The sequence below is a fragment of the Pseudomonas neuropathica genome (assembly GCF_015461835.1).
Lineage (GTDB): Bacteria > Pseudomonadota > Gammaproteobacteria > Pseudomonadales > Pseudomonadaceae > Aquipseudomonas > Aquipseudomonas neuropathica.
The window spans coordinates 22,139-45,773 of the sequence record NZ_JACOPX010000020.1 but is presented as its reverse complement, the minus strand read 5'-3'; the positions used below and the strand labels follow the sequence as shown (position 1 = coordinate 45,773).

Sequence of the window (23,635 nt, the reverse complement as noted above, 5' to 3'; positions counted from 1 at the left end):
CTGGCAGGCGCCAGACGGGCGCCTCATAAGGAGTTAGCTGAATGAAAAAACTGATCGCTGCTTTTGCTGCCGTTGCAGCATTCTCGGCCCACGCCGAAACCCTGACCGTTGCCGCCACCCCGGTGCCGCACGCGGAAATCCTTGAGTTCGTGAAGCCGGCGTTGGCCAAAGAAGGGGTGGATCTGAAGGTCAAGGTCTTCACCGACTACATTCAGCCGAACGTACAGGTCGCAGAAAAGCGTCTGGACGCCAACTTCTTCCAGCACCAGCCGTACCTTGATGAGTTCAACAAGGCCAAGGGCACTAGTCTGGTTGCCGTGACCGGTGTGCACCTGGAGCCGCTGGGCGCCTACTCGAGCAAGCTCAAGGATCTGAAGGATCTGCCAAGCGGTGCCAACGTGGTGATTCCGAACGACGCCACCAACGGCGGCCGTGCCCTGTTGCTGCTGGCCAAGGCTGGCGTGATCACGTTGAAGGATCCGACCAACATCCTGTCGACCGTCAAAGACATCGCGACAAACCCGAAAGACCTGAAAATCCGTGAACTGGAAGCCGCGACCATCCCGCGTGTGCTCACCCAGGTCGATCTGGCGCTGATCAACACCAACTATGCGCTGGAAGCCAAGCTCGATCCGTCCAAGGATGCGCTGGTAATCGAAGGCAACGACTCGCCGTACGTGAACATCCTCGTGTCCCGCGCGGACAACAAGGACAGCGATGCGATGCAGAAACTCGCTGCAGCCCTGCACAGCCCGGAAGTGAAGAAATTCATTACCGAGAAGTACAAAGGCGCGGTATTGCCGGCGTTCTGATTTAGATTTCTGCAACGAAAAAGGGGACGCCATGAGCATCCCCTTTTTTGTGTCTGGTGTTTGGCTTTGGACCTGCTGTGAAGCTTCCCCTCACCCCAGCCCTCTCCCGGAGGGAGAGGGGGCCGACCGAGGTGTCTTGAGTTCTACATCGACCTGACAGACCGAGTTGATTATGGATTCAGCGGATAACTTTCAGGTCGGCGTAACTCTTGAATATCCCCCAATCAGTTCCCTCTCCCTCTGGGAGAGGGCTAGGGTGAGGGGCTTTTCGCTTTTAAACTGTCACTTACGGTTAAGCATGACCGGCAGCTGCGCAACCAGTTTGGTGTTGTTCAACGGTGCCCGAATAAACCCGCGTTGTGTGCCGTCCGGGCCAATTACCGCGAGGTTGCCGCTGTGATCCACCGTGTAATTCGGCTTGCTCGTATCCGCCGGAATAAACGGAATACTCACCGCGTTCGCCACCTTCTGCAGTTCTTCAATCGAAGTCGGTGTCAGGCCAATGAACTGCGGATCAAAATAGCCCAGGTACTGCTTCAACTGCTTGGGGTTATCGCGGTTCGGGTCAACGCTGACCAGCACGATCTGCAACTTGTCCACAGCGTCTTTCGGCAGTTCACTCTTGATCTGCCGCAGCTGCGCCAACGTAGTCGGGCAGATGTCCGGGCAGAAGGTGTAGCCGAAGAACAGCAGGCTCCACTTGCCTTTCAACTCGTTGATCGCCACCGGTTTACCGTCCTGATCGGTCATCGTCACATCCGGCAGATTGCGGCTCTGCGGCAGCAGGATAATGCCGGCGTCGATCAGCGCAGTCGGGTCGCCCTGGCCCTTGCCGCTCAGCACTTTGTTGACGGTAAGTCCCAGGATCAGCGCGATCACGGCGACGAGGATGAAGACGGTTTTCTGGGTTCGAGTCATAGGTTCAACAGTAAGTAGTGGTCTACGAGCAGGGCGATGAACAACAGGAACAAGTACCAAATAGAGTACTTGAAGGTGTTGATCGCCGCGTGCGGCCGAGTGCCACGGTACAGCACCACGGCCCATTGCAGAAACCTTGCGCCGAGGCCGAGCGCGCAAATCAGGTAGAGCATGCCGCTCATGTGAATCACGTAAGGCAGCAGACTCACCGCCAGCAGCGCGAAGGTGTAGAGCAGAATGTGCACCTTGGTGTAGTGCTCGCCGTGGGTGACCGGCAGCATCGGGATGTCGGCCTTGGCGTATTCCTCTTTGCGATGGATCGCCAGCGCCCAGAAGTGCGGCGGCGTCCAGGCGAAGATGATCAGCACCAGCAACAACGGTTCGGCGCTGACGTGGCCGGTGGCTGCGGTCCAGCCCAGTAATGGCGGGGCAGCGCCGGCGAGGCCACCGATGACGATGTTCTGCGGCGTCGCGCGTTTGAGGAAACCGGTGTAAATCACTGCATAACCAAGAAGCGAAGCCAAGGTCAGCCAAGCGGTCAGCGGATTGGTGAAGGTCAGCAACAACGCCTGACCGAGCAACGCCAGCACCAAGGCAAACGTCAGCGCCGCCGCCGGTGAAACCCGGCCCTCGGCCAGCGGCCGTTTATGCGTACGCGCCATCACCGCATCGATGCGCCGATCCACCACATGGTTGACCGCCGCCGCACCACCGGCACACAACGCGATACCCAGATTGCCGAACACCAGCACCGTCCACGGCACCCCGGCACGGGTCGCGAGGAACATGCCGACCAGCGAGGTGATCAGCATCAGCACCACGACTTTCGGTTTGGTCAGCTCCAGATAATCACGCCAGATCGCCTGATGCGGGCGCTCGCCAATCAGAATCGCCACGGCGTTTCTCCTTTTATGGTGATGGGCGCGGCCGTGTGTTTGCGCGGGCTCAGGCGCCAGCGCGCGAGCACCGGTTGTTTGACCCGAACCAGGCTGGTGCGCGCGTGGTAATTGACCAGCACCATGGTCAGCAGCAACGCCGCGCCGCCAGCGTTATGCGCGACCGCCACCGGCAGCGGCAGATGGAACAGCACGTTGCTGATGCCGAGGGTGATCTGCGCCGCGAGGGCAATCAACACAAGACCGGCCAACCGCGCCATTCCAACCACTTTCAATTGCCAGGCGAGACCGAGCAGCACCAGCGTCACCAGCAGCGCACCAATACGATGAGTCAGGTGAATCGCCGTGCGTGCATCGCTGTCGAGTTGCCCACCGAGATAGTTCGGACCGATGTGTTGGGTCAGGTGAAAACCGTTGGCGAAATCCGCCGGCGGCAGCCATTGCCCATGGCAGGTCGGGAAGTCGATGCACGCCACCGCCGCGTAGTTGGAACTGACCCAGCCACCCAGCGCGATCTGGCCAATCACCAACAACAATCCCGCCGTCGCCCAATACTGCAAACGCTTGGGTACGGTCAGCGCCGGTAGCACGCCGGACAGTCTCAAAGTCAGCAAAAACAGCAAACTCAACGTCGCAAACCCGCCGAGCAAATGCCCGGTGACCACCTGCGGCCAGAGCTTGAGCGTCACCGTCCACATGCCGAACGCCGCTTGCGCAAACACCACCGCCAGCAGAAACAGCGGCAGCTTCAACGGCTGTCCCGGATGGCGCCGATTGACCCACGCGCGCCCGGCGAGGATCGAAATCAGCAGGCCGAGGGTGCCGGCGAAGTAGCGGTGGATCATCTCGTTCCAGCCCTTGTGTGCTTCCACTGGCGAGTCCGGGTAATGCAGTTCGGCATGGGCCAGTTGGGCTTCGCTTTTCGGCACGCTGATAAAACCGTAGCAGCCTGGCCAGTCCGGACAGCCGAGGCCGGCGTGGGTCAGGCGCGTATAGGCGCCGAGCAGCACCACAATCAGTGCCAGCAGGGTGGCAAACAGCGCGAGACGAAATCCAGGTTTGGCCATGACGATGCCCTTATCCGATGTTCGACAGTTTCAGCAGGTGACGCAGGTCGTTGAGCAGATCCTTGCCTTTCACATTCGGCTCGTAACGCAGCACGAGGTTGCCGTGCGGGTCGATGATCCACAGCTGCGGCGTGGCTTTGTCGCCCGTGGTTTTACTGAACGTTGTAGCGTCCAGCGGATAGCGTTGCAGCTGTGGATATTCGCGGTTGAGCTTGGCCTCGTAATCGGCGCTCACCGGTTGCGCCATGGCGAGAGCGTGGCTGGCGCGGCCGGCATCGCGACCGAGGCCGATCTGAATCTGCCGCGCCAGATACACCAGTTGCTGGCAATCCACCGCGCAATCCTTCGGCGCGGTGACCAGCATCTGCCAGCGCTCTTCATCGGCCTGCACGCCGAGGTCGGCGCGGGTCTGGCCGTTGCCGATCAGTTCGCCGTGATAGCTGCGACCCTCCGGCACCCAGAACTGCAATTTGTACATGCCGGTGGCGAGCACCATCGGGCCGATCACGCCGAGCAATATCAGCAGCAACTGAATGCGCCCGCGACGACGGGTGGCGGCAGGTTTCGCCTCAGACATGCTGGGTGGATTCATGGCCGTTCCCATGGTGTTTCTCCTTTGCGTTGTGCAAGCCCAAATAGACGTAGAGGCCGAGCAGGGCGGTGGCCATGGCGAACCACTGCACGGCGTAACCGAGGTGTTTTTCCGGGCCCATGGCAACCACCGGCCAATCGGCCTCGTAGCTGGCCGGGCCGGGTTCGGCGCGTAATTCGTAGGCGAAGCCGTCGCGATCCAGGGTTTTCCACAGCTTGGCGGGTTCGACGGCAGTGATGGTTTGCGGCCAGGTGTTGCTGACCGGATCGGCGTGCAACTGGAAAGTAGCGCCGGGGGCGACGTAGACCCAGGCATCGACATTCAAGGCTTCGGAAGGCGTGGTGAATTGCGGCGGCACGCGGCGGTCCGGCCACGGCAGCCAGCCGCGATTGACCAGCAGCCACAGTCCGCTGCGTTGATCCTGAAACGGTTGCAGCAGCTCGACGCCGACCTTGCCGTTACGCTGACGGTTATCCAGCAGCAAGCTGTGCGCAGCATCGAACTGGCCGTGCAGATGTACGCGGCGATAAGCCGGATCGGCGCTATTAAGGAGTTCAGTGCTGGCCATCGGGTCGGCGGCGCGGCGTTCGGCGTAGCTGGCGAGCAGTGCGCTTTTCTCTGCGCCCCGGCTCAGTTGCCAGAAGCCCAGCGACACCAGCAGTGGCAGCAACAAAGCCACCACTACGGTCGGTATCACGCCCGGACGAAAGCGCTTCATGGCTGTGCCACAAAGTCAGTCGTTGCGATCGCTATACTCAAATGCATCGCTTGTCCCCCGGAGTTCTTCCCATGCTCAAAACAGCCATCGTCCTGATGCTGATTGCCACGGTGATCAGCCTGTTCAGCGGCCTGTTTTTCCTGGTCAAGGACGACAGCAGTTCCAATCGCCTGGTCATCGCCTTGAGTGTTCGGGTGGCATTGGCCGCCGCCACCGTCGGCTTGATCGCCTGGGGCTTTTATAGCGGCCAACTGGTGTCGCATGCGCCTTGGTAGTGGTGATCCTCAGAGTACGTAGACGAAGATAAAGAGGCCGATCCAGACCACGTCGACGAAGTGCCAATACCAGCTCGCCGCTTCGAAGCCGAACTGGTGCTCGTTGTCGAAGTGGCCCTTCATGATGCGCATCAGCATCACGAACAGAATGATCGTGCCGATGGTCACGTGGGCGCCGTGGAACCCGGTGAGCATGAAGAACGTCGCGCCATAAATGCCCGAACCGAGGGTCAGGCCCAGTTCGTGGTAGGCGTGCATGTATTCCTCGGCCTGGAAGCCGAGAAATGCGCAGCCGAGCAGTACGGTGATCGCCAGCCAGATTTTCAGTGCGCCGCGATGGCCCTTCTTCAGCGCATGGTGGGCGATGGTGATGGTCACGCTGGAGCTGACCAGCAGGATCGTGTTGATCAGCGGCAGGCCCCACGGGCTGATGACTTCTTTCGGCGGCGGGAACAGTTTCGGATCTGGCGTGTGCAGCAACGGCCAGGTGAACTGGAAGTTCGGCCAGAGCATGTGCGCGATGCCTTTGGTGCCCTCACCGCCGAGCGCCGGCCCGGAGACGTGCCGCACGTAAAACAGCGCACCGAAGAAGGCGACGAAGAACATCACTTCGGAGAAGATGAACCAACTCATGCCCCAGCGGAACGAGCGATCGAGCTGCGGGCTATAAAGCCCCGCGCGGCTTTCCTTGATCACCGCCCCGAACCAGCCGAACAGCATGTACGCCAGCAACAGGCCGCCGACGAAAAAGATGTACGGGCCGTGGGATTCCGGGCGCGCCGCCTTCAGATCATTGAACCAGGTGGCGAGGCCGTACACGGTGATGGCCATGCCGAAGGTCGCAATGATCGGCCATTTGCTTTGCGGCGGAACGTAATAATGCTCATGAGTTGCCATTTATTGTTCTCCTTATCGGGCACGCTCAACCGCCAGTGTTTACAGCCACCGGCGGATGTCGGGCGGTGATATCGAACAGCGTGTAGGACAGCGTCAGGTGCTTCACATCCTTGGGCATGTCGCGGTCAACAATGAAGCGCACCGGCATCTCGATCTGTTGACCGGGCTGCAGCACCTGCTGGGTAAAGCAAAAGCATTCGGTCTTGTGGAAATATGCCGCGGCGTTGCTCGGCGCGATGCTCGGCACGGCTTGCGCACTCATCGGTTTGTCGGTGGGGTTGCGCGCGATGAAGATCATCTCGTTGACCGCGCCGGGGTTGGCGGTGAGTTCGTCATGCTTGGGGTAAAAGTCCCACGGCATATCGACATTGTTGGTCGAGAGAAACTGCACACGCACCTGGCGCGAAGTGTCGACCACCTGCTCACCCTCGTACTGCCCGGCGGTCTTGCCGTTGATGCCGAAGGCTTTGCACATCACGTCATAGATCGGCACCAGGGCAAAACCGAACACGAACATCGCCAGCACCACGCCGAGGAGGCGGGTGACGAGCTTTTTCAGCGAGATCGAGTCAGCCATGGTTCATGCCTCCCCACCAAACCCTGTAGGAGTGAGCCTGCTCGCGATGGATCCACCGCGGTGTGCCTGACACACCGCCATCGCGAGCAGGCTCACTCCTACAAAAGTCAGGCTTTTCATTTCACTTCCGGCGGTGTGGTGAAGGTGTGATACGGCGCCGGTGACGGCACGCTCCACTCCAGACCTTCTGCGCCATCCCAAGGCTTGGCCGGTGCAGGCTCGCCACCCCGAATGGTCTTGATGACGATGAACAGGAAGAAAATCTGCGTCGCACCGAACATGAACGCGCCAATCGACGAGACCATGTTGAAGTCGGCGAACTGCAGGTTGTAGTCCGGAATCCGTCGCGGCATTCCCGCAAGACCGACGAAGTGCATCGGGAAAAAGGTCAGGTTCATGCCGACGAACGACAGCCAGAAATGCAGCTTGCCGAGGGTTTCGTCGTACATGTGGCCGGTCCATTTCGGCAGCCAGTAGTAGGTCGAAGCGAAGATTCCGAAGATCGCCCCCGGCACCAGCACGTAGTGGAAGTGCGCGACCACAAAGTAGGTGTCCTGGTACTGGAAGTCCGCTGGGGCGATGGCCAGCATCAACCCGGAGAAACCGCCGATGGAGAACAGGATCACGAACGCCACGGCAAACAGCATCGGCGTTTCGAAGGTCAGCGAGCCTTGCCACATGGTGCTGGCCCAGTTGAACACCTTCACCCCGGTCGGCACCGCGATCAACAGCGTGGCGTACATGAAGAACAGCTCGCCCACCAGCGGAATGCCGACCACGAACATGTGGTGCGCCCAGACAATGAACGACAGGAAGGCGATGCTCGCGGTGGCGTAGACCATCGAGGTGTAGCCGAACAGCGGCTTGCGCGAGAAGGTCGGGATGATCGAGCTGACGGCGCCGAAGGCCGGCAGGATCATGATATACACCTCAGGGTGCCCGAAGAACCAGAACACATGCTGGAACAGCACCGGGTCACCGCCACCGGCCGCACTGAAGAAACTGGTGCCGAAGTGGATGTCCATCAGCATCATCGTCACGCACCCGGCCAGCACCGGCATCACCGCGATCAGCAGGAACGCGGTGATCAGCCAGGTCCAGACGAACAGCGGCATTTTCATCAGCGTCATGCCGGGCGCGCGCAGATTGAGGATGGTGGCGATCACGTTGATCGCGCCCATGATCGAACTGATGCCCATCAAGTGGATGGCGAAGATAAAGAAGGTCACGCTTTCCGGTGCGTATGTCGTCGACAGCGGCGCATAGAACGTCCAGCCGAAGTTCGGCCCGCCGCCGGGGGTGAACAGCGTCGACACCAGGATCAGGAACGCCGCCGGCAACAGCCAGAAGCTGAAGTTGTTCATCCGGGGCAAGGCCATGTCCGGCGCGCCGATCATCAACGGGATCATCCAGTTGGCGAGGCCGACAAACGCCGGCATCACCGCACCGAAGACCATCACCAGACCGTGCATGGTGGTCATCTGGTTGAAGAACGCCGGCTCGACGATCTGCAAGCCGGGCTGGAACAGTTCGGCGCGAATCACCATCGCGAACGTACCGCCGAGCAGGAACATGGAAAACGCAAACCACAGGTACAGCGTGCCGATGTCCTTGTGGTTGGTGGTCAGCACCCAGCGCATCAGGCCTTTGGCGGGGCCGTGGGCGTGGTCGGAATGACCGTGGTCATCGATGACAGCGCTCATGGCCGGTCTCCTTTACGTGAGTGGATGAGGCAGGTCGGGGCGCTCTGCCCCGACCGGTTCACGAGGTACGCGATAGACCGGCTCATTTGCTTTCCGCCTGTTTCAGCTCCAGCACTTCTTTTGGCGTGACCATGTCGCCCTTGTTGTTGCCCCAGGCGTTACGTTCGTAGGTCACGACCGCTGCGATATCGACTTCCGACAGCTGCTTGCCGAACGCCGCCATGGCGGTGCCGGGCTTGCCGTGGAAGACAATGCTCAAGTGGCCTTCTTTCGGTCCGGTGGCGATTTTCGAGCCTTTGAGCGCCGGGAACATCGGCGGCAGGCCCTGACCTTCGGCCTGGTGACAGGCGACGCAGGTGGTGTGATAGATCTTGTCGCCGCGTTCCTTGAGTTCGTCGAGGGTCCATTCCTTGCTGGTCAGCTCCTTGAGTTGCGCAGCCTCGGCTTTGCGGTCGGCGAGCCATTTGTCGTAGTCGGCCTTCTCTTTGACCTCGACCACGATCGGCATGAAGCCGTGATCCTTGCCGCACAATTCGGCGCACTGGCCACGGTAGATGCCGGGCTTGTCGATGCGCGTCCACGCCTCGTTGACGAATCCCGGGATCGCATCGCGTTTCACCGCGAAGGCCGGCACCCACCAAGAGTGAATGACGTCGGCGGAAGTCACGAGGAAGCGCACTTTGGCGCCGGTCGGTAGCACCAACGGCTTGTCGACCTCGAGCAAGTAATGCTCGCCCTTGGTTTCCTTGTTGTGGATCTGTTCGGCGGGAGTGGCCAGGTTGCTGAAAAACTCGACGTCCTGGCCCAGGTATTTGTAGTGCCACTTCCACTGATAACCGGTGATCTGGATATCGATATCCGGCTCACTGGTGTCGTACATCTTGATCAGGGTGGCGGTCGCCGGTACGGCCATCGCCACCAGAATCAGGAACGGTACGACGGTCCAGAGAATTTCGACGGTAGTGCTTTCGTGGAATTTTGCGGCGACCTGCCCGGTAGAACGGCGGTGCACCATCATCGACCAGAACATGGCGCCGAAGACGATGATCCCGATCACCACACAGATCCAGAAAATGGTCATGTGCAGGTCGAATACTGCGTGACTGATTTCAGTCGCTCCAGGCGCCATATTTACAGTCCAGGCAGCGTGTGCCGGACTGAAAATCGACCACAACAGGAGGCCCATCCAGACGTGTGGATGTCGCATCATTGCGGGTTCCCCTTATCGTTCTTGTTATCCCGCCGGCTTTCGCCTGCGGCAAGGGAGCGGCTGCATCAGACTACGAACTTGAATCGCCGGGCCTTGCTGCGGGTGCAGTCGGGCGTCATCAGCTAACTCCATTCAATGGCGAGTATAGACAGCGACGGGAAATTGCAATGTGCGCACGTAAATGAACTGAAACAGCTGGCACTTGCGTTCAAGGGCACGAATGGAGAAGGATGCAGACGAGTGGTGGCAAACCGATATAACGCAGGTGCATCAAGGATGAAATAATTATGACAAATGCGTCTTAGCATTTTTCGTAAGCCAGCTAAGTTATGTCTTCCCTATTTCATTGCCTTGTTTCCTGGAGTTTTCATGAACACCGCCGCATTGCGCGAGCAGATCCAAAAAGCCCAACAACACGAAAAAGAAACCGGCCTGCTGACCCGTCAGCTGGAAAGCAAGCTGCCTCATTTACACCCGGCGATCCAATTGCCGGAAGCCGACGCCAACGGTGTGCTGACGCGTTTTGTCGCCGCCTACATTGATGAAGTGCCAGACCTGCTGGATGCAGCCAATGAAGTTGCCAGGGAAGCGGGAATCGAATCGCAGATCAAACCGGTGCTGAAAATCGCCGAGCAGTATTTCCTCCAGCCGCCAGCCATCATGGCCGGGCACGTTGGCCTGGACAGCCTGCTCGATGAAGCCTATCTGGCGCACCGTTTTGTCGAAGAGGTCAACGACCTGTACATCAAGCATTTCGGCCAGCCACTGATCCCCTTGGACATGACGGTCGCTAACTTGATTGCTCACCAATTGATCGGTGAGGAATTTGCCAACCAACTGGACGAAGCGGTGCATCACGCCATCGACGAGATGCTCAACGACGAGAGTTTTGCCCTGGAATCGGTAGAAGCCTACCGCGGCAAACTCAGCAGCCCGGACACCGGCGCCGCGTGGAAACGCTGGCCGTGCATGGGCCGCCGACTGGGTGTGGGCCTGGAACTGGACCAGCCTGCTGCCTGAGTTACACACGATCCAATGTAGGAGCTGCCGCAGGCTGCGATCTTTTGATCTTGATTGTTAAAAACAACATCAAAAGATCGCAGCCTGCGGCAGCTCCTACAGGGGGTGAGTTCAACCGGGAGATTTAGCCGGCTGCACCGATGCCTGTTGTTGTGCGAATCCGTCCCTCAAGCCTGCGCTTCAAGCCTCGCGATTCGATCAACAGCTTCGAGCCCTTCGCCGCATTCGCCCGGCCCCATTCCTCCAGCAACTCCAGACACGAATGGTCGATGTAGCTCAGGTTATTGAGCGGCACATGCACCGTCGTGCCTTGCGGAATACTGCCCAGCACTTGCGTCAACGCCGGCACTTTGAGGAATGTTGCCGCGCCGACCAGACGCAACTCCATCTCGCCGTCCTGCGGCAGATCGATCAGGCTGATTTTCAATCGCGAAGCCTTGAACGCCAGTTTCAACATCGTCAGACCGAAACCGATCAACACCCCGGTCAGCAGGTCAGTGAAGATGATCGCCAGCGCCGTCGCCGCATAGGTGAACATCGGCATCCGCCCATAACGACCCAGACCTCGAAACGCTTTGAGATCGACCAGTTTGAATCCGGTGTACACCAGCACACCCGCCAGACTCGCCACCGGAATGCTTTGCAGCACACTCGACAGCAACAGCACGAACGCCAGCAGCCACAGACCATGGAAGATCGTCGAGTAACGCGTGGTTGCGCCAGCCTGGACGTTGGCCGAACTGCGCACGATCACCCCGGTCATCGGCAGTGCGCCGAGCAGACCGCAGAGCATGTTGCCGACACCTTGCGCCGATAGCTCACGGTCGAAGTCCGAACGCACGCCGCTGTGCATGCGATCCACCGCAGCGGCGGACAACAAGGTTTCGGCGCTGGCGATAAACGCCACGGCAAACGCGGCGACCAGCAGCGTAGGATCGGCCAGGCTGAGCAGGTCCGCCGGTTTCAGCCAATCAATGGCTTCGGCCAGATTCGCCGGTACTTCAACGCGTTTGACCTGCAACGCCAGCAGCAGACTGGCAGCTGTCGCCAGACCCACGCCGAGCAATGCACCGGGCACGAAACGTAGCGAATGCGGGCGAAATTTTTCCCATAGCCACATCACCGCAATCGTCGACAGCCCGAGGAGTCCGGCCTGCCAGCCGAACGACGGCAAGGCCTGCGCCACTGCTGCCGGGAATGCCGTGAGGTTGTCCAGCCCTGAAGGCTTGGGTGACGCATCCAGCATCACATGCACCTGTGACAGCACGATCAACACACCGATCCCTGCCAGCATCCCGTAAACCACCGCTGGCGCTGTAACCCGAAACCAGCAACCGAGTTTCAAGCGCCCGGCCACCAGTTGCAGGAAACCGGCGAGCAGCAGAATCGGCCCTAGCATTTCAATGCCGTGCTGGCGCACCAGTTCAAACACCAACACCGCCAGACCCGCCGCCGGCCCGCTGACCTGCAACGGCGAACCCGCCAGCCAGCCAACCACCAGACCGCCGATGATCCCGGTGATCAGACCTTTGGCCGGTGGCAACCCTGACGCAATCGCGATACCCATGCACAGCGGCAACGCGACCAGAAACACAACCACTGAAGCGAGCAACTCCCGTGGCAACACCGCTTTCAATTGAGCCGCACGCATGGCGATTCTCCCGAAGTTTTCTTCAGGCGTGGCTTCGCCGAACCGCTGAAACAGCGGCCGGCGTCAAACCACACAGATGTTTAGGAAGATTTAGAAGCGCGCTTTGGGCGTCGCCACCGGAATCGGATGGCTACCATCGAGCGGCAGGAAACGTCCCTGATCCGCGTCGTAAGCTTTGATTTCGCTGGTTTCGATGTTGTAGACCCAGCCATGGATGAACAGATGACCGTTCGCCATGCGCGAGGCTACCGAAGGATGGGTACGCAAGTGCTGCAATTGGGCGATGACGTTTTCCTCGGTGAGGATCGGCATGCTTTCTTTTTCGTCGGCGCAGTGACAGTTGTCGTGCACCATGGTTTTCGCGACTTCAGCGTGGCGCAGCCAGGCTTTGACTGTCGGCATCTTCTCCAGGCTGTCCGGATTGAGCACCGCACGCATGGCGCCGCAATCGGAGTGGCCGCAGATGATGATGTGCTGCACGCCCAGCGCCAGCACCGCGTATTCGATCGCGGTGGAAACGCCGCCGTTCATCTGGCCGTAAGGCGGGACAACGTTGCCGACGTTACGGGTGACGAACAGATCGCCCGGCGAGCTCTGGGTGATCAGCTCAGGGACGATGCGCGAGTCAGCGCAAGTGATGAACATCGCCTTGGGCGCCTGGGCCGTGGCGAGTTTCTTGAAGAGTTCTTCCTGCTGCGGAAAGACCTCATGATGAAAATGCAAAAAGCCGTCTACGATCTGTCGCAGCGCTGCATCGGCGGATTCCGCTTCAGGGGTTTGCGCCGACGCAGCCAACGGCTGTTTATCCTTGTCACTCATGATTCATCCTCTTAGGCGGATTAGGGGAGTCATTCCCGTGTATTCCGGTATGAAGCCAGTGGCTGTTTAAAACATCCGGGTCATCCCGACCCGTCAGTCACTCGATGAACAAGGTAGCCGCCGAAACTTAACTCAAACTGAATCAAACGCTCTAGAACGTGTGTTCCAGGTCACAAAAAACGTGACTGGGTGATTTCGGCGGAAGGATTCCAACCCCTCAACCATAGGCCAATTGTCGCTAAATCAAAGACATCTGGCGACCCGGCGGACAGAAGGCCGTGCAATCGAGGTTGTAGCTTTCGCGGTGATTGATGCCCAGACGCTTGATGGCTTTGGCAAATCGTTGCGCGAGCAGGTCGGCGAACACCCCTTCGCCGCGCATGCGCGCGCCGAAACGGCTGTCGTAGAGCTCGCCGCCACGGCTCTGGCGGATCAGGCTCAGCACATGCGCGGCGCGTTGCGGGTAGTGCGCCGCCAGCCACTCCTCGAACAGCGGCGCCACCTCCAGCGGCAAGCGCAGCATCATATAGGCAGCGCTTTGTGCTCCGGCCGCGTGGGCTTCGTTAAGCAAGTTTTCGATCTCGCTGTCGTTGATCATCGGAATCATCGGCGAACACAGCACGCCGACCGGTATGCCTGCTTCGCGCATGACCCGAATGGCGCGCAATCGCGCTTTGGGTGCAGCAGCGCGCGGTTCGAGGATGCGTTTGAGCTCGTCATCGAGCGTGGTCAGGCTGATCATCACCGCGACCAGACGTTGCTCGGCCAACTCGGTCAGCAGGTCGAGATCGCGCAGGATCAGCGAGCCTTTGGTGACGATGGTCACCGGGTGCCGGTAACGCAGCAGCACTTCGAGGGTCTGCCGGGTGATTTTGTGTTCGCGCTCGATCGGCTGATACGGATCGGTGTTGGAGCCCAGGTTGATCGGCGCACATTGATAGCCTTTCTTTCCGAGCTGTTCTTCCAGCACTTGGGCGGCGTTGGTCTTGGCGATCAGCTTCGTTTCGAAATCCAGCCCGGGCGACATGTCCCAATAGGCGTGGCTGGGCCGTGCATAGCAATAGATGCAGCCGTGCTCGCAGCCACGATAAGGATTGATCGAGCGGTCGAAAGGCAGATCCGGTGAAGTGTTGCGGGTGATGATGGTTTTTGCGGTTTCGATCATCACCTCGGTGTTTTGCGTTTCAGGCACTTCCTGATACCAGCCGTCATCCTCGGCCACCGAACGATTCGGCGCAAAACGGTTGTGCGGGTTGCTGGCGGTGCCGCGACCACGGGGCGGGAGAGAATTGATCATTGGGCAGGCTCCGGATCTGTATATGCATACAGTACCTGAGCGCGTCCGGTGTGATCCAGTACCGTTCAGCGATGGGATCTTTTTCAATTCTAAAATTTATATATAAGAGCAAAGGCTGAATACAACCCGAGAAACATATGCTCCATTGTCGCGACAAGTTATCGAATATAGTCTTGGCCACTTCCATCGGCACTTGTCCGATAACTAGATTAAAAGGATTTAATTCATGTCTTATCTCAATCAGCGTGGCGTCTTTATGCAACTGATGCTGCCCAACGCATCGGAGCCCAATACCATTGTTTCGATGCAGCTTGCGCGCAAGGAGCTGGGCTGGAACGCCGAGCAGGAACTGCCCACCGAGGCACTGGTCGACTCGATCTACGTGGTGGCGGTGTCCAGCGACCGTGGCAAGAATTTCACTATTCGCACCAACAAGAAAGATGTAGACGGTGATGGCGATATTGATAACGATGACAAGGCGAAGTTGATTGCGTTGGCCAAAGCCTATGTAAGTATCGTCAATCCGTAAGATCGAAGTTTGTTGCTGTACACGCACATTAAAAAACCCTGCATGAATGGTTCATGCAGGGTTTTTGTTTTTAATGATGATCGGTGACTTGGCCAAGATCATCAGTGGACGTAGTTTTCATATCGTCGCTGCGTAAACCCGCAACCTCTTTGGCGCTGACCGGCGCACCTTTGTTACCCCAACTGCCACGGATGAAACTCACCACATCCGCCACTTCCTGATCCGACAAGCGCCAGGCAAAGCCCGGCATGGTGAACGTCGACGGTGCCGTGTGCGTCGCCGGCAAAGTGCCGCCCTCGAGCACGATGTGGATCAACGACGTCGGGTCTTCCGATTGCAGCACCGGATTGCCCGCCAGCGCTGGGAACACCCGGGTGTAGCCGTGACCATCGGTGCGGTGGCACGCCGCGCAGTTGTCGATGTACACCGCAGCTCCACGCTGACTGTCATCCCCTTTCCACAGCGCCTTGGCTGCTTTTTCATCGTACTGATGCGGTTGATCGTTCGGATCACTGGCCGGCAACGACTTGAGGTAGCGGGCAATCGCCGTCAGGTCGGCATCGGTCATGTATTGCATGCTGTGGGTGACCACATCGCTCATGCCGCCGAACACGGCGCTGCGGTCGCTGCGCCCGGTCTTGAGGAACTGCACCAGTTGTTCCTCGTTCCAGCTGCCGAGGCCATCCTTGTGATCGCCGCGCAGGCTCTTGGCGATCCAGCCTTCCAGCGGCGCACTGCCGGCGAGGAAGGTGGTGCCGTCAGCCGCACTCAGGGATTTTTCCTGCATGGTCAGCGCGCGTGGCGTATGGCAGGCACCGCAATGGCCGAGGCCTTCGACCAGATACGCGCCACGGCTGATGACGGCGTCGTCACCGACTGCCTTGTAGTCCTCGACCTTCGGCGCAAACATCCAGCGCCAGCCCATCAGCGGCCAGCGCATGCTCAACGGCCACGGGATATCGCTGGCCTTGTTCTCCTGCGCCACCGGTTCTACGCCGTGCATGAAATACGCGTACAGCGCTTGCATGTCGGTTTCGCTGACGCGGGCGTAGGACGGATACGGCATTGCCGGGTACAACGTACTGCCGTTTTTGGCGACGCCATGGCGCACGGCCTGATCGAAGTCTTCGAAGCTGTATTCACCGACGCCGGTTTTATCCGGGGTGATGTTGGTCGAGTAGATCGTGCCGATCGGGGTTTCCATCGGCAGGCCTCCGGCGAACGGCTTGCCGCCCTTGGCGGTGTGGCAAGCCACGCAATCACCGGCGCGGGCGAGGTATTCGCCTTGCTTGATCAAAGTTTGATCAACGTCGGCCGCATGAATGGAGGCACTGCCGAGCAGCGCCAGGGTCGCGATAACAAGATTTTTCATGGTCATCGCTCCTTAAGCCTGAACCAGCGGGCCGGGGTTTTTCAGGTATTGCTCGCGGATCGCCTTCGCCGACCAGTAGGTCAGTGCGGCAACCAGCCCGGTCGGGTTGTAACCGAGGCCTTGCGGGAACGCCGAGGCGCCCGGAACGAAGACGTTGTGCACGTCCCAGCTCTGCAAGTAGCGATTCAACGCGCTCTTCTTCGGATCGGTGCCCATGATCGCGCCACCGTTAAGGTGTGTGGTCTGGTAAGACGCGGTGTTGAAGTGGTCACCGACTTTCTTGCCGATCACCGCGATGGCTTTCGGCCCCATCGCTTCGGCGACCTTGCCCATTTTCTCGACCATGAAGCGGTTCATCTTGATGTCGTTTTCCTGCCAGTCGAAGGTCATCCGCAGCAGCGGCAAGCCGTAGGCGTCGCGGTACACCGGATCGAGATCGAGGTAGTTGCCCCGGTAGGACTGATGCGCGCCGTGGGCATCCATCGACACCTGGTGGGTGTAGTAATCGGCGGTCGCGCGTTTCCAGGCACTGCCCCACGCAGGTGTGCCCGGCGGGTTCGAAGTGCCGGCAATCGGCCGGCTGCCAGCCTGGTTGACCCACATCGGCGAGCCGCCGACGAAGCCGTGCGGGCCGTGGTCGAAGTTGTCGGCGTTGAAGTCATCCAGCGCCACGCCGTTGCCGCCGGCGCCAATGAAGTTGTTGGTGTGGGTGTCCTTGTCGAAGAACGCCTTGATGGTCGCCATGTTCTGGTAGGCAAAGTTACGCCCGACCACGCCTTCGCCGCTGATCGGGTCGTATGGCTTGCCGATGCCGGACAGCAGCATCAGACGCACGTTGTGCAACTGGAACGCGCCGAGAATCACCAGATCCGCCGGTTGCTCGATCTCGCGACCCTGACCGTCGATGTAGGTCACGCCGGTGGCTTTGGATTTGCTGCTGTCGAGATTGACCCGCAACACATGCGAGTTAGGCCGCAGTTCGAAATTCGGCAGCGGTTTCAGTGCCGGCAGAATGTTCACGTTCGGCGACGCCTTGGAGTACATGTAGCAAACATAGCCGCTGCAGAAACCGCAGAAGTTGCACGGGCCCATCTGCGCGCCGTAGGGATTGGTGTACGGCCCGGAAGTATTTGCGGATGGCAGGTTGTAGGGTTTGTAGCCGACTTCTGTCGCCGCTTTGCCGAACAGCTGTGCGGAGACTGTGTTTTTCTGCGCTTCCAGCGGGAACGGGTTGGAGCGATCCGGCGCGTACGGGTTGCCACCCTTGCCCTGACCGACCAATTGGCCTTTCACCGTCCAGGCCTGGCCCGAGGTGCCGAAGACTTTTTCGGCGAAATCGAAGAACGGCTCCAGTTCTTCATAGCTGACGCCGAAGTCCTGGATGGTCATGTCCTTGGGGATAAAGCTTTTGCCGTAGCGCTCTTCGTAGTGGCTGCGCATGCGCAACTCGATCGGATCGACCCGGAAGTGCACGCCCGACCAGTGCAGTCCGGCGCCGCCAACACCATTGCCCGGCAGAAACGCGCCCAACTGGCGGTTCGGCAGGGCGATGTCGTTGACGCTGTGGCGAATGGTGACGGTTTCTTTGGAGATGTCCTGAAAGAGTTTTTTGCGCACGCTGTAGGTGAGTTCGTCGATCACCTGCGGATAGTTGCCGTCCGGGTAGGTGTCCTGCATCGGCCCGCGCTCCAGCGCCAGCACGTTGAGACCCGCTTCGGTCAGCTCCTTGGCCATGATCGCGCCGGTCCAGCCGAAACCCACGATCACTGCGTCAACCTTCTTCATTACCGTTGCCATGCTTACGCCCTCTCGCCGCGAATCGAAACTGCCGGGAAGGGGTATTGCTCGTTACGTTCCACCCAATCCATGAAATCGGCGCGGGCGCCGGGGAAGCCGATCATGGTCCAGCCGACCATGCCTTTGTTGCCGCCGTGGATCGGGTCGCAGAAGAACCCTTCCTTGGTGTTTTGCAGCAGCAGATTGAAAAAAATCTTCGCTGGAACGGCGTCAAACTGAGGTTTCCCGGCTTCGAGTTGCTTGAGCAAATCTTCTCGGGTAGCGCTGTCTTGCTCAGCAAATACTTTACCGTTGAGGGATTTTGCCCACTGATCCGTGGCGGCGATGCCGAGGCGATAGATCTCTTTGGGCACCAGTTTGCTCTGCCAACCCATTTCCGGAGCGGCGTCGGCATTGAACGGGCCTTGCATGTACCAAAGCGCACCGGCGGCGTACGGCGTGTTCATCTGCCGGTCGATGTATTCCGGGACACCGGCTTCTAGCGCACCCGGACCTTGGGCATCGTTGGGGATCAGCTGTGCGACGGCAGCATTGATGAACGCCCATTCTTCGGCGGTGAAATAGCTCGGCTGATACACGCTGGCATCAGCGCGAACCGGTTGCGGCGCGGGCGCAGCCGGTTTGGCTTCAGGCGCTGCTTGCAAGACGCTGCTGCCCAGACCGGTGCCAGCCAGGGTGACCACCGGAATCAGGGTCAGGGATTTGCGCAAGAACTCACGCCGCGGGTTGTCTCGATCTTCATCAGACATGGGGTGCACCTCATCAGGCATTAGGGGACAGCCGCTTCTGCGAACGGCTTGAGGATTTTTCGTCGCGACGTGACGGTATGACCCGGAAAATGGGGACGCGTCTGCAACATCGTGTGACAAATGGTAGCAGGCTAAGCTTCGGGATGAATCGATTCAGTGGAAAAAAACAGCGGCTTTCCGCATACCAGTGCATGAAACCGTGCGGATTCACGATTCTTTGACAAGCGCCTCACAGGGCTTTGACCGCTCAACATCGAAGCTGCAGTTCCTCTCACCGATGAACCCCGACACGGTTACCCCAGCATGTCCCGAGTGCGTTTTTTTTCCGCTTTGTGCTTATCGCTATTGGTGCTGTTGCCCTGGATACCTGCCCAGGCTGCGGCAACTGCAACAGTTCGTCCTGCTGATTGGGCGCAACCGGTCGAAGTGCAATACAACCTGTTCCAGATGTCGCCGACGCTCTATCGCAGCGCCTTGCCCGATGGCGGTGCGGTGCCGTTGCTGAAGAATCTGAAAGTCGCCACGGTGATCAACTTCCTTCCGGAAGCGGACAGTAACTGGTTGTCCGAGCCGGGCATCAATCAGGTGCAATTGCCTTACCGCACCAATCATGTCGATGACGCCGATGTGCTCAAGACTCTGCGCGCGATTCAGTCCGCCGAAGCCAACGGTCCGGTGTTGATGCATTGCAAACACGGCTCTGACCGCACCGGCCTGATGGCGGCGATGTACCGGATCGTGGTGCAAGGCTGGAGCAAGGAAGATGCGCTGAATGAAATGACTCAGGGCGGATTTGGAGAAAGCGGTCATTTCAAGGATGGCGTGCGTTATGTGATGCAGGCCGATGTCGACAAGCTGCGCACCGCTCTGGCCAATGGTGATTGCAGCACCAGTGCGTTTGCCACCTGCTCGATGAAGAGCTGGTTTCAGTCAGTCAATCTGAAGTAATCCGCTACCTTCCACGACATTGCATCGTGGAAGGTTTTCAAGCTGCAGCTCAGTCTTCGGATTTCTTCTTGAGCTTCGGATTCGGGAAGAACTGTACTGCCTGCACCGTCTTGTCTGGCGCAGGTTTGTTCAGCGCGCTGGTGTTGACCCGCGTGCCCAGTTCTTTCGGTACCGACAGCCCTTGCTCGTTTAGCGTATCCGAGTAACCGCAGGCCACACATTCGCGGTGCGGCACACCGTCCTCGTTCCACATCATCAGCTTGTCCGGTTCGCTGCACGCCGGGCAGACCGCCCCGGCGATAAAGCGTTTCTTGGTAATCAAAGGTGCCTCACTCATGCTGCCGCGTCCTCACTCAGGCCGCTGTGGCGCAAGAGTGCGTCAATCGATGGCTCACGGCCACGGAAGTCGACGAACAGCACCATCGGCGCCTGCGAACCGCCGCGCGCGAGAATCGCTTCACGGAAGGCTCGACCGGTTTCAGCGTTGAGCACGCCGTCTTCTTCGAATTTCGAGAAGGCATCGGCCGACAGCACTTCAGCCCACTTGTAGCTGTAGTAACCCGCCGCGTAACCGCCGGCAAAGATGTGTGCGAAGCTGTTCGGGAAACGGTTGTAGGCCGGCGGACGCATCACCGATACCTCGTCACGCACGCCTTCGAGCACTTGCAGCACGCTGCGGCCGTCGCCGTGGGTGGCGTGCAGTTCGAAGTCGAACAGCGAGAACTCGAGCTGACGGACCATCATCAGGCCGGACTGGAAATTCTTCGCCGCGAGCATTTTTTCCAGCAGGTCCTGGGGCAGCGGCTCGCCGCTTTCGTAGTGACCGGAAATCAGTGCGAGGCCTTCCGGCTCCCAGCACCAGTTTTCCATGAACTGGCTTGGCAGCTCGACCGCGTCCCATGCCACACCGTTGATCCCGGAAACGCCGGCGTGATCAACGCGGGTCAGCAAGTGATGCAGGCCATGACCGAATTCGTGGAACAGCGTGGTCACTTCATCGTGGGTCAGCAGCGCAGGCTTGCCGCTGTCGGCCGGGGTGAAGTTGCACACCAGATTGGCCACCGGGCTTTGCAGCACGCCGTCGACGGTGCGGCGACGGTCGCGGGCGCCATCCATCCAGGCACCGCCACGCTTGTTGGCGCGGGCGTAGAGGTCGAAGAAAAAGCGGCCGACGTGCTGGCCGTTTTCCTTGATTTCGAACAGGCGCACGTCCGGATGCCAGGTGTCGAAACCTTTCTGTTCAGCGATTTCGATGCCGTACAGACGCTGCACGATGGCGAACAGACCGCCCAGCACTTTGTCGATCGGGAAGTAGGCGCGCAGGGTTTCCTGAGCAACGCTGTAACGTTGTTCACGCAGCTTTTCACCGTAGAAACCGCTGTCCCAGCTTTGCAGATCGGCGCAGCCCTGTTCGGCGGCGTAGGCGCGTAGCTGTTGCAGATCCTGCGCGGCAAACGGTTTGCTGCGCTTGGCCAGATCGCGCAGGAAGCTCAGCACCTGATCGCTGGATTCAGCCATTTTGGTGGCCAGGCTCAGCTCGGAGAAACTGGCGAAGCCCAACAGTTTGGCCAGTTCCTGACGCAGGTCGAGGATCTCTTCCATCACCGGGCCGTTGTCGTTCTGACCGGCGTTCGGGCCTTGGTCCGAGGCGCGGGTGCAGTAAGCGGCATAGACTTCTTCGCGCAGCGCGCGGTCTTGCGCGTAGGTCATCACCGCGTAGTAGCTCGGGAATTCCAGGGTGATCAGCCAGCCGTCGAGGCCTTTGGCCTGTGCGGCAGCAGCCATTTGCGCCTTGGCTGAATCGGTCAGGCCGGCGAGGGCGGCTTCGTCGGTGACGTGCTTGGTCCACGCCTGAGTGGCGTCGAGCAGTTGATTGGAGAAACGGCTGCCCAGCTCGGACAGTTTGCTCTGCACTTCGGCGTAGCGTTTCTGTTCGGCTTCCGGCAGGTCGATACCCGACAGACGGAAATCACGCAGGGCGTGTTCCAGAATAGTCTTTTGCGCCACGTCGAAACCGGCGGCTTCCGGGCTGTTGGCCAGCGCTTCATAAGCCTGGAACAGCTCGCGGTTCTGGCCCATCTCGGTGGAGTAGGCGCTCAAAGCCGGCAGGCATGACTCGTAGGCTTCACGCAATTCGGCGCTGTTGCACACGGCATTGAGGTGGCTGACCGGGCTCCAGGCAGCACCGAGGCGGTCATTGAGTTCGTCCATCGCCAGTACCAGGCCGGCCCAAGTCGGGTTCTGAACCTGAGTCTTGAGGATTTCGGCAATGGCGGCGCGGTTGTCGGCCAGGATCGTTTCGATGGCGGGCAGGACGTGTTCGGCACGGATCGTGGAGAACGGCGGCAGGTCGTAGGACTGCAGAAGAGGGTTGTTCACGCTCACGGTTGGCACCTTGGCTGGGGAAACATTGCCCCATCTTAATTACAATCGGCATTCACCGCAGCTATCGGCGACAGAGAGAGAAATTATCGTGTCCGTTCGCAAGTACCAGAATCACACCCCGCACTTGAACAAAGGCGCGTTTGTCGACGGCTCGGCGGTGGTTATCGGCGACGTCGAAATCGGCGAAGACAGTTCTGTCTGGCCGCTGACCGTGATCCGTGGCGACATGCACCGTATCCGTATCGGTGCGCGCACCAGCGTGCAGGACGGCTGCGTGTTGCACATCACCCACGCCGGCCCGTTCAACCCCGACGGCTTCCCGCTGCTGATCGGCGATGACGTGACCATCGCCCACAAAGTCATGCTGCACGGCTGTACCGTCGGCAGCCGCGTGTTGATCGGCATGGGCAGCATCGTCATGGACGGCGCGGTGGTCGAGGACGACGTGATCATCGGCGCCGGCAGCCTGGTGCCGCCGGGAAAGCGCCTGCAAAGTGGCTTCCTCTATGTGGGTAGCCCGGTGAAACAGGTGCGAGAACTCACCGACAAGGAAAAAGCTTTCTTCACCTACAGCGCGGCGAACTACGTGAAACTCAAGGACCTGCATCTGGCCGAAGGCTACGACCAGCTCTGAATCGCCTTACACCTGCTCAGGATTTCTCATGCATTACCAGACCGTACTGTTCGACCTTGATGGCACCCTGACCGACCCGCGTGAGGGCATCACCCGTTCCATCCAGTTCGCCCTCGCCAAGCTCGGCATCGATGAGCCGGATCTGACCAAGCTGGAACACTTCATCGGCCCGCCGTTATTGCAGGCGTTCATGCAGTTTTACGGATTCGATGAGGCCAAGGCATGGCAGGCGGTGAATTTCTATCGCGAGCGCTTCAAAGTGACGGGCCTGTACGAGAACCGTGTGTTCGATGGCGTCACGCCGTTGCTGGAAACCCTCAGTGGCCAAGGCCGGCAGCTGTATATCGCCACCTCGAAGCCGTGGGAATTTGCCCGCGAGATTGCCCGGCATTTTGATTTCGCCCGGCACTTCAAGGTGATTTACGGCAGTGAGCTGGATGGCACGCGGACCAACAAGGTTGAGTTGATTGCGCATCTGATCGAGGAAGAAGGGCTGGATCCGGCGAATACGTTGATGATCGGTGACCGTAAGCATGATCTGATCGGGGCGCGCAGCAATGGGCTGGATGCGGCGGCGGTCGGTTATGGGTTTGGCAGTTTTGAAGAGTTGAGTGCCGAGGCGCCGGCGTATCATTTCGAAACGCTGGACGAGTTGCATCAGGCGTTTCTGCAGCGCTGATTAGATTGCTATCGCGAGCAGGCTCACTCCTACATCTGGAGCGCATTCCCCTGTAGGAGTGAGCCTGCTCGCGATGACGCCCTTTCAGCC

Annotated in this window: 24 protein-coding genes; 7 read left to right on the top strand and 17 right to left on the bottom strand. The window is 59.5% G+C overall.

Annotated features, from left to right (window positions below; translation table 11 throughout):
- Positions 1-41: 41 nt before the first annotated feature.
- Positions 42-812, top strand: coding sequence for a MetQ/NlpA family ABC transporter substrate-binding protein (locus H8F23_RS25350; protein ID WP_016986456.1), 771 nt, complete (start codon positions 42-44; stop codon positions 810-812).
- 282 nt (positions 813-1,094) lie between these two features.
- Here the strand turns inward: H8F23_RS25350 and H8F23_RS25345 are convergent, their stop codons facing one another.
- From H8F23_RS25345 to H8F23_RS25325, 5 genes are read right to left on the bottom strand one after another with little or no spacing between them, the layout of a single operon-like run.
- Positions 1,095-1,730, bottom strand: coding sequence for an SCO family protein (locus tag H8F23_RS25345; RefSeq protein ID WP_159813369.1), 636 nt, complete (start codon positions 1,728-1,730; stop codon positions 1,095-1,097).
- Positions 1,727-2,626, bottom strand: coding sequence for a heme o synthase (cyoE, locus tag H8F23_RS25340; RefSeq protein WP_194936196.1), 900 nt, complete (start codon positions 2,624-2,626; stop codon positions 1,727-1,729). Before cyoE ends, H8F23_RS25345 begins: the two co-directional genes overlap by 4 nt.
- The gene (locus H8F23_RS25335; RefSeq protein ID WP_194936195.1) at positions 2,614-3,693 is read right to left on the bottom strand and encodes a COX15/CtaA family protein; all 1,080 of its coding nucleotides are present in this window, start codon (positions 3,691-3,693) and stop codon (positions 2,614-2,616) included. Before H8F23_RS25335 ends, cyoE begins: the two co-directional genes overlap by 13 nt.
- Before the next feature lie 10 nt (positions 3,694-3,703).
- Entirely contained in the window at positions 3,704-4,297 is a 594-nt protein-coding gene (locus H8F23_RS25330) for a hypothetical protein (RefSeq protein WP_116254398.1), read from the bottom strand.
- Positions 4,263-5,003 (bottom strand): SURF1 family protein, encoded by a 741-nt coding sequence (locus tag H8F23_RS25325; protein WP_194936194.1) that lies wholly within the window; start codon positions 5,001-5,003, stop codon positions 4,263-4,265. The genes H8F23_RS25330 and H8F23_RS25325 overlap by 35 nt, the downstream gene beginning before the upstream one ends.
- Positions 5,004-5,074: 71 nt before the next feature.
- Here H8F23_RS25325 and H8F23_RS25320 point away from each other — a divergent pair, with 71 nt between their 5' ends.
- Positions 5,075-5,278 (top strand): twin transmembrane helix small protein, encoded by a 204-nt coding sequence (locus H8F23_RS25320; protein ID WP_007911731.1) that lies wholly within the window; start codon positions 5,075-5,077, stop codon positions 5,276-5,278.
- A gap of 9 nt (positions 5,279-5,287) precedes the next feature.
- Here H8F23_RS25320 and H8F23_RS25315 read toward each other — a convergent pair whose 3' ends face one another.
- From H8F23_RS25315 to coxB, 4 genes are all read right to left on the bottom strand, one after another.
- Positions 5,288-6,175 carry a cytochrome c oxidase subunit 3 gene (locus H8F23_RS25315; protein ID WP_093429494.1) on the bottom strand — a complete coding sequence of 296 codons (888 nt, stop codon included), beginning with the start codon at positions 6,173-6,175 and terminating at the stop codon, positions 5,288-5,290.
- Between the two features lie 25 nt (positions 6,176-6,200).
- Positions 6,201-6,752 carry a cytochrome c oxidase assembly protein gene (locus tag H8F23_RS25310; RefSeq protein WP_194936193.1) on the bottom strand — a complete coding sequence of 184 codons (552 nt, stop codon included), beginning with the start codon at positions 6,750-6,752 and terminating at the stop codon, positions 6,201-6,203.
- 116 nt (positions 6,753-6,868) lie between these two features.
- Positions 6,869-8,455 (bottom strand): cytochrome c oxidase subunit I, encoded by a 1,587-nt coding sequence (gene ctaD / locus H8F23_RS25305; protein ID WP_194936192.1) that lies wholly within the window; start codon positions 8,453-8,455, stop codon positions 6,869-6,871.
- Positions 8,456-8,537: 82 nt separating this feature from the next.
- Positions 8,538-9,665 carry a cytochrome c oxidase subunit II gene (coxB, locus tag H8F23_RS25300; RefSeq protein ID WP_034152255.1) on the bottom strand — a complete coding sequence of 376 codons (1,128 nt, stop codon included), beginning with the start codon at positions 9,663-9,665 and terminating at the stop codon, positions 8,538-8,540.
- Positions 9,666-10,034: 369 nt separating this feature from the next.
- Here coxB and H8F23_RS25295 point away from each other — a divergent pair, with 369 nt between their 5' ends.
- Positions 10,035-10,685, top strand: coding sequence for a hypothetical protein (locus tag H8F23_RS25295; RefSeq protein ID WP_093429493.1), 651 nt, complete (start codon positions 10,035-10,037; stop codon positions 10,683-10,685).
- A 124-nt stretch (positions 10,686-10,809) separates the two neighbouring features.
- On the opposite strand, the gene H8F23_RS25290 is transcribed toward H8F23_RS25295, so the two are convergent.
- The 3 genes from H8F23_RS25290 to H8F23_RS25280 all read right to left on the bottom strand — a co-directional run bounded on the left by H8F23_RS25290 (position 10,810) and on the right by H8F23_RS25280 (position 14,452).
- Positions 10,810-12,336: a SulP family inorganic anion transporter gene (locus tag H8F23_RS25290; protein ID WP_194936191.1), complete on the bottom strand. Its 1,527-nt coding sequence runs from the start codon at positions 12,334-12,336 to the stop codon at positions 10,810-10,812.
- A 90-nt stretch (positions 12,337-12,426) separates the two neighbouring features.
- A complete protein-coding gene (locus H8F23_RS25285; RefSeq protein WP_064116616.1) occupies positions 12,427-13,155 on the bottom strand; it encodes a carbonic anhydrase in 729 nt (242 codons plus the stop codon).
- A gap of 238 nt (positions 13,156-13,393) precedes the next feature.
- Entirely contained in the window at positions 13,394-14,452 is a 1,059-nt protein-coding gene (locus tag H8F23_RS25280) for a PA0069 family radical SAM protein (protein WP_194936190.1), read from the bottom strand.
- A 226-nt stretch (positions 14,453-14,678) separates the two neighbouring features.
- Here H8F23_RS25280 and H8F23_RS25275 point away from each other — a divergent pair, with 226 nt between their 5' ends.
- The gene (locus tag H8F23_RS25275) at positions 14,679-14,981 is read left to right on the top strand and encodes a hypothetical protein (RefSeq protein WP_194936189.1); all 303 of its coding nucleotides are present in this window, start codon (positions 14,679-14,681) and stop codon (positions 14,979-14,981) included.
- Between the two features lie 70 nt (positions 14,982-15,051).
- Here H8F23_RS25275 and H8F23_RS25270 read toward each other — a convergent pair whose 3' ends face one another.
- Genes H8F23_RS25270 through H8F23_RS25260 form a run of 3 tightly spaced genes read right to left on the bottom strand, consistent with a single transcriptional unit; the run spans position 15,052 to position 18,899 of the window.
- On the bottom strand, positions 15,052-16,353 hold the full coding sequence (locus H8F23_RS25270; protein WP_194936188.1) for a c-type cytochrome: 1,302 nt from the start codon (positions 16,351-16,353) through the stop codon (positions 15,052-15,054).
- A gap of 12 nt (positions 16,354-16,365) precedes the next feature.
- Complete coding sequence (locus H8F23_RS25265) at positions 16,366-18,150, bottom strand: GMC family oxidoreductase (RefSeq protein WP_116254160.1); 1,785 nt, start codon at positions 18,148-18,150, stop codon at positions 16,366-16,368.
- Positions 18,151-18,152: 2 nt separating this feature from the next.
- Positions 18,153-18,899: a gluconate 2-dehydrogenase subunit 3 family protein gene (locus H8F23_RS25260; RefSeq protein WP_194936187.1), complete on the bottom strand. Its 747-nt coding sequence runs from the start codon at positions 18,897-18,899 to the stop codon at positions 18,153-18,155.
- Between the two features lie 303 nt (positions 18,900-19,202).
- Between H8F23_RS25260 and H8F23_RS25255 the strand changes: the two genes are divergently transcribed.
- The gene (locus H8F23_RS25255; protein ID WP_194936186.1) at positions 19,203-19,847 is read left to right on the top strand and encodes a dual specificity protein phosphatase family protein; all 645 of its coding nucleotides are present in this window, start codon (positions 19,203-19,205) and stop codon (positions 19,845-19,847) included.
- A gap of 49 nt (positions 19,848-19,896) precedes the next feature.
- Here H8F23_RS25255 and H8F23_RS25250 read toward each other — a convergent pair whose 3' ends face one another.
- Positions 19,897-20,184 carry a YheV family putative zinc ribbon protein gene (locus H8F23_RS25250; RefSeq protein WP_194936185.1) on the bottom strand — a complete coding sequence of 96 codons (288 nt, stop codon included), beginning with the start codon at positions 20,182-20,184 and terminating at the stop codon, positions 19,897-19,899.
- Positions 20,181-22,232: an oligopeptidase A gene (gene prlC, locus H8F23_RS25245; RefSeq protein ID WP_095113094.1), complete on the bottom strand. Its 2,052-nt coding sequence runs from the start codon at positions 22,230-22,232 to the stop codon at positions 20,181-20,183. The genes H8F23_RS25250 and prlC overlap by 4 nt, the downstream gene beginning before the upstream one ends.
- Positions 22,233-22,320: 88 nt before the next feature.
- On the opposite strand from prlC, the gene H8F23_RS25240 reads away from it, so the two are divergent.
- Positions 22,321-22,866, top strand: coding sequence for a gamma carbonic anhydrase family protein (locus H8F23_RS25240; protein WP_093429483.1), 546 nt, complete (start codon positions 22,321-22,323; stop codon positions 22,864-22,866).
- A gap of 28 nt (positions 22,867-22,894) precedes the next feature.
- Positions 22,895-23,545 carry an HAD family hydrolase gene (locus H8F23_RS25235; protein WP_194936184.1) on the top strand — a complete coding sequence of 217 codons (651 nt, stop codon included), beginning with the start codon at positions 22,895-22,897 and terminating at the stop codon, positions 23,543-23,545.
- Positions 23,546-23,635: the final 90 nt, after the last annotated feature.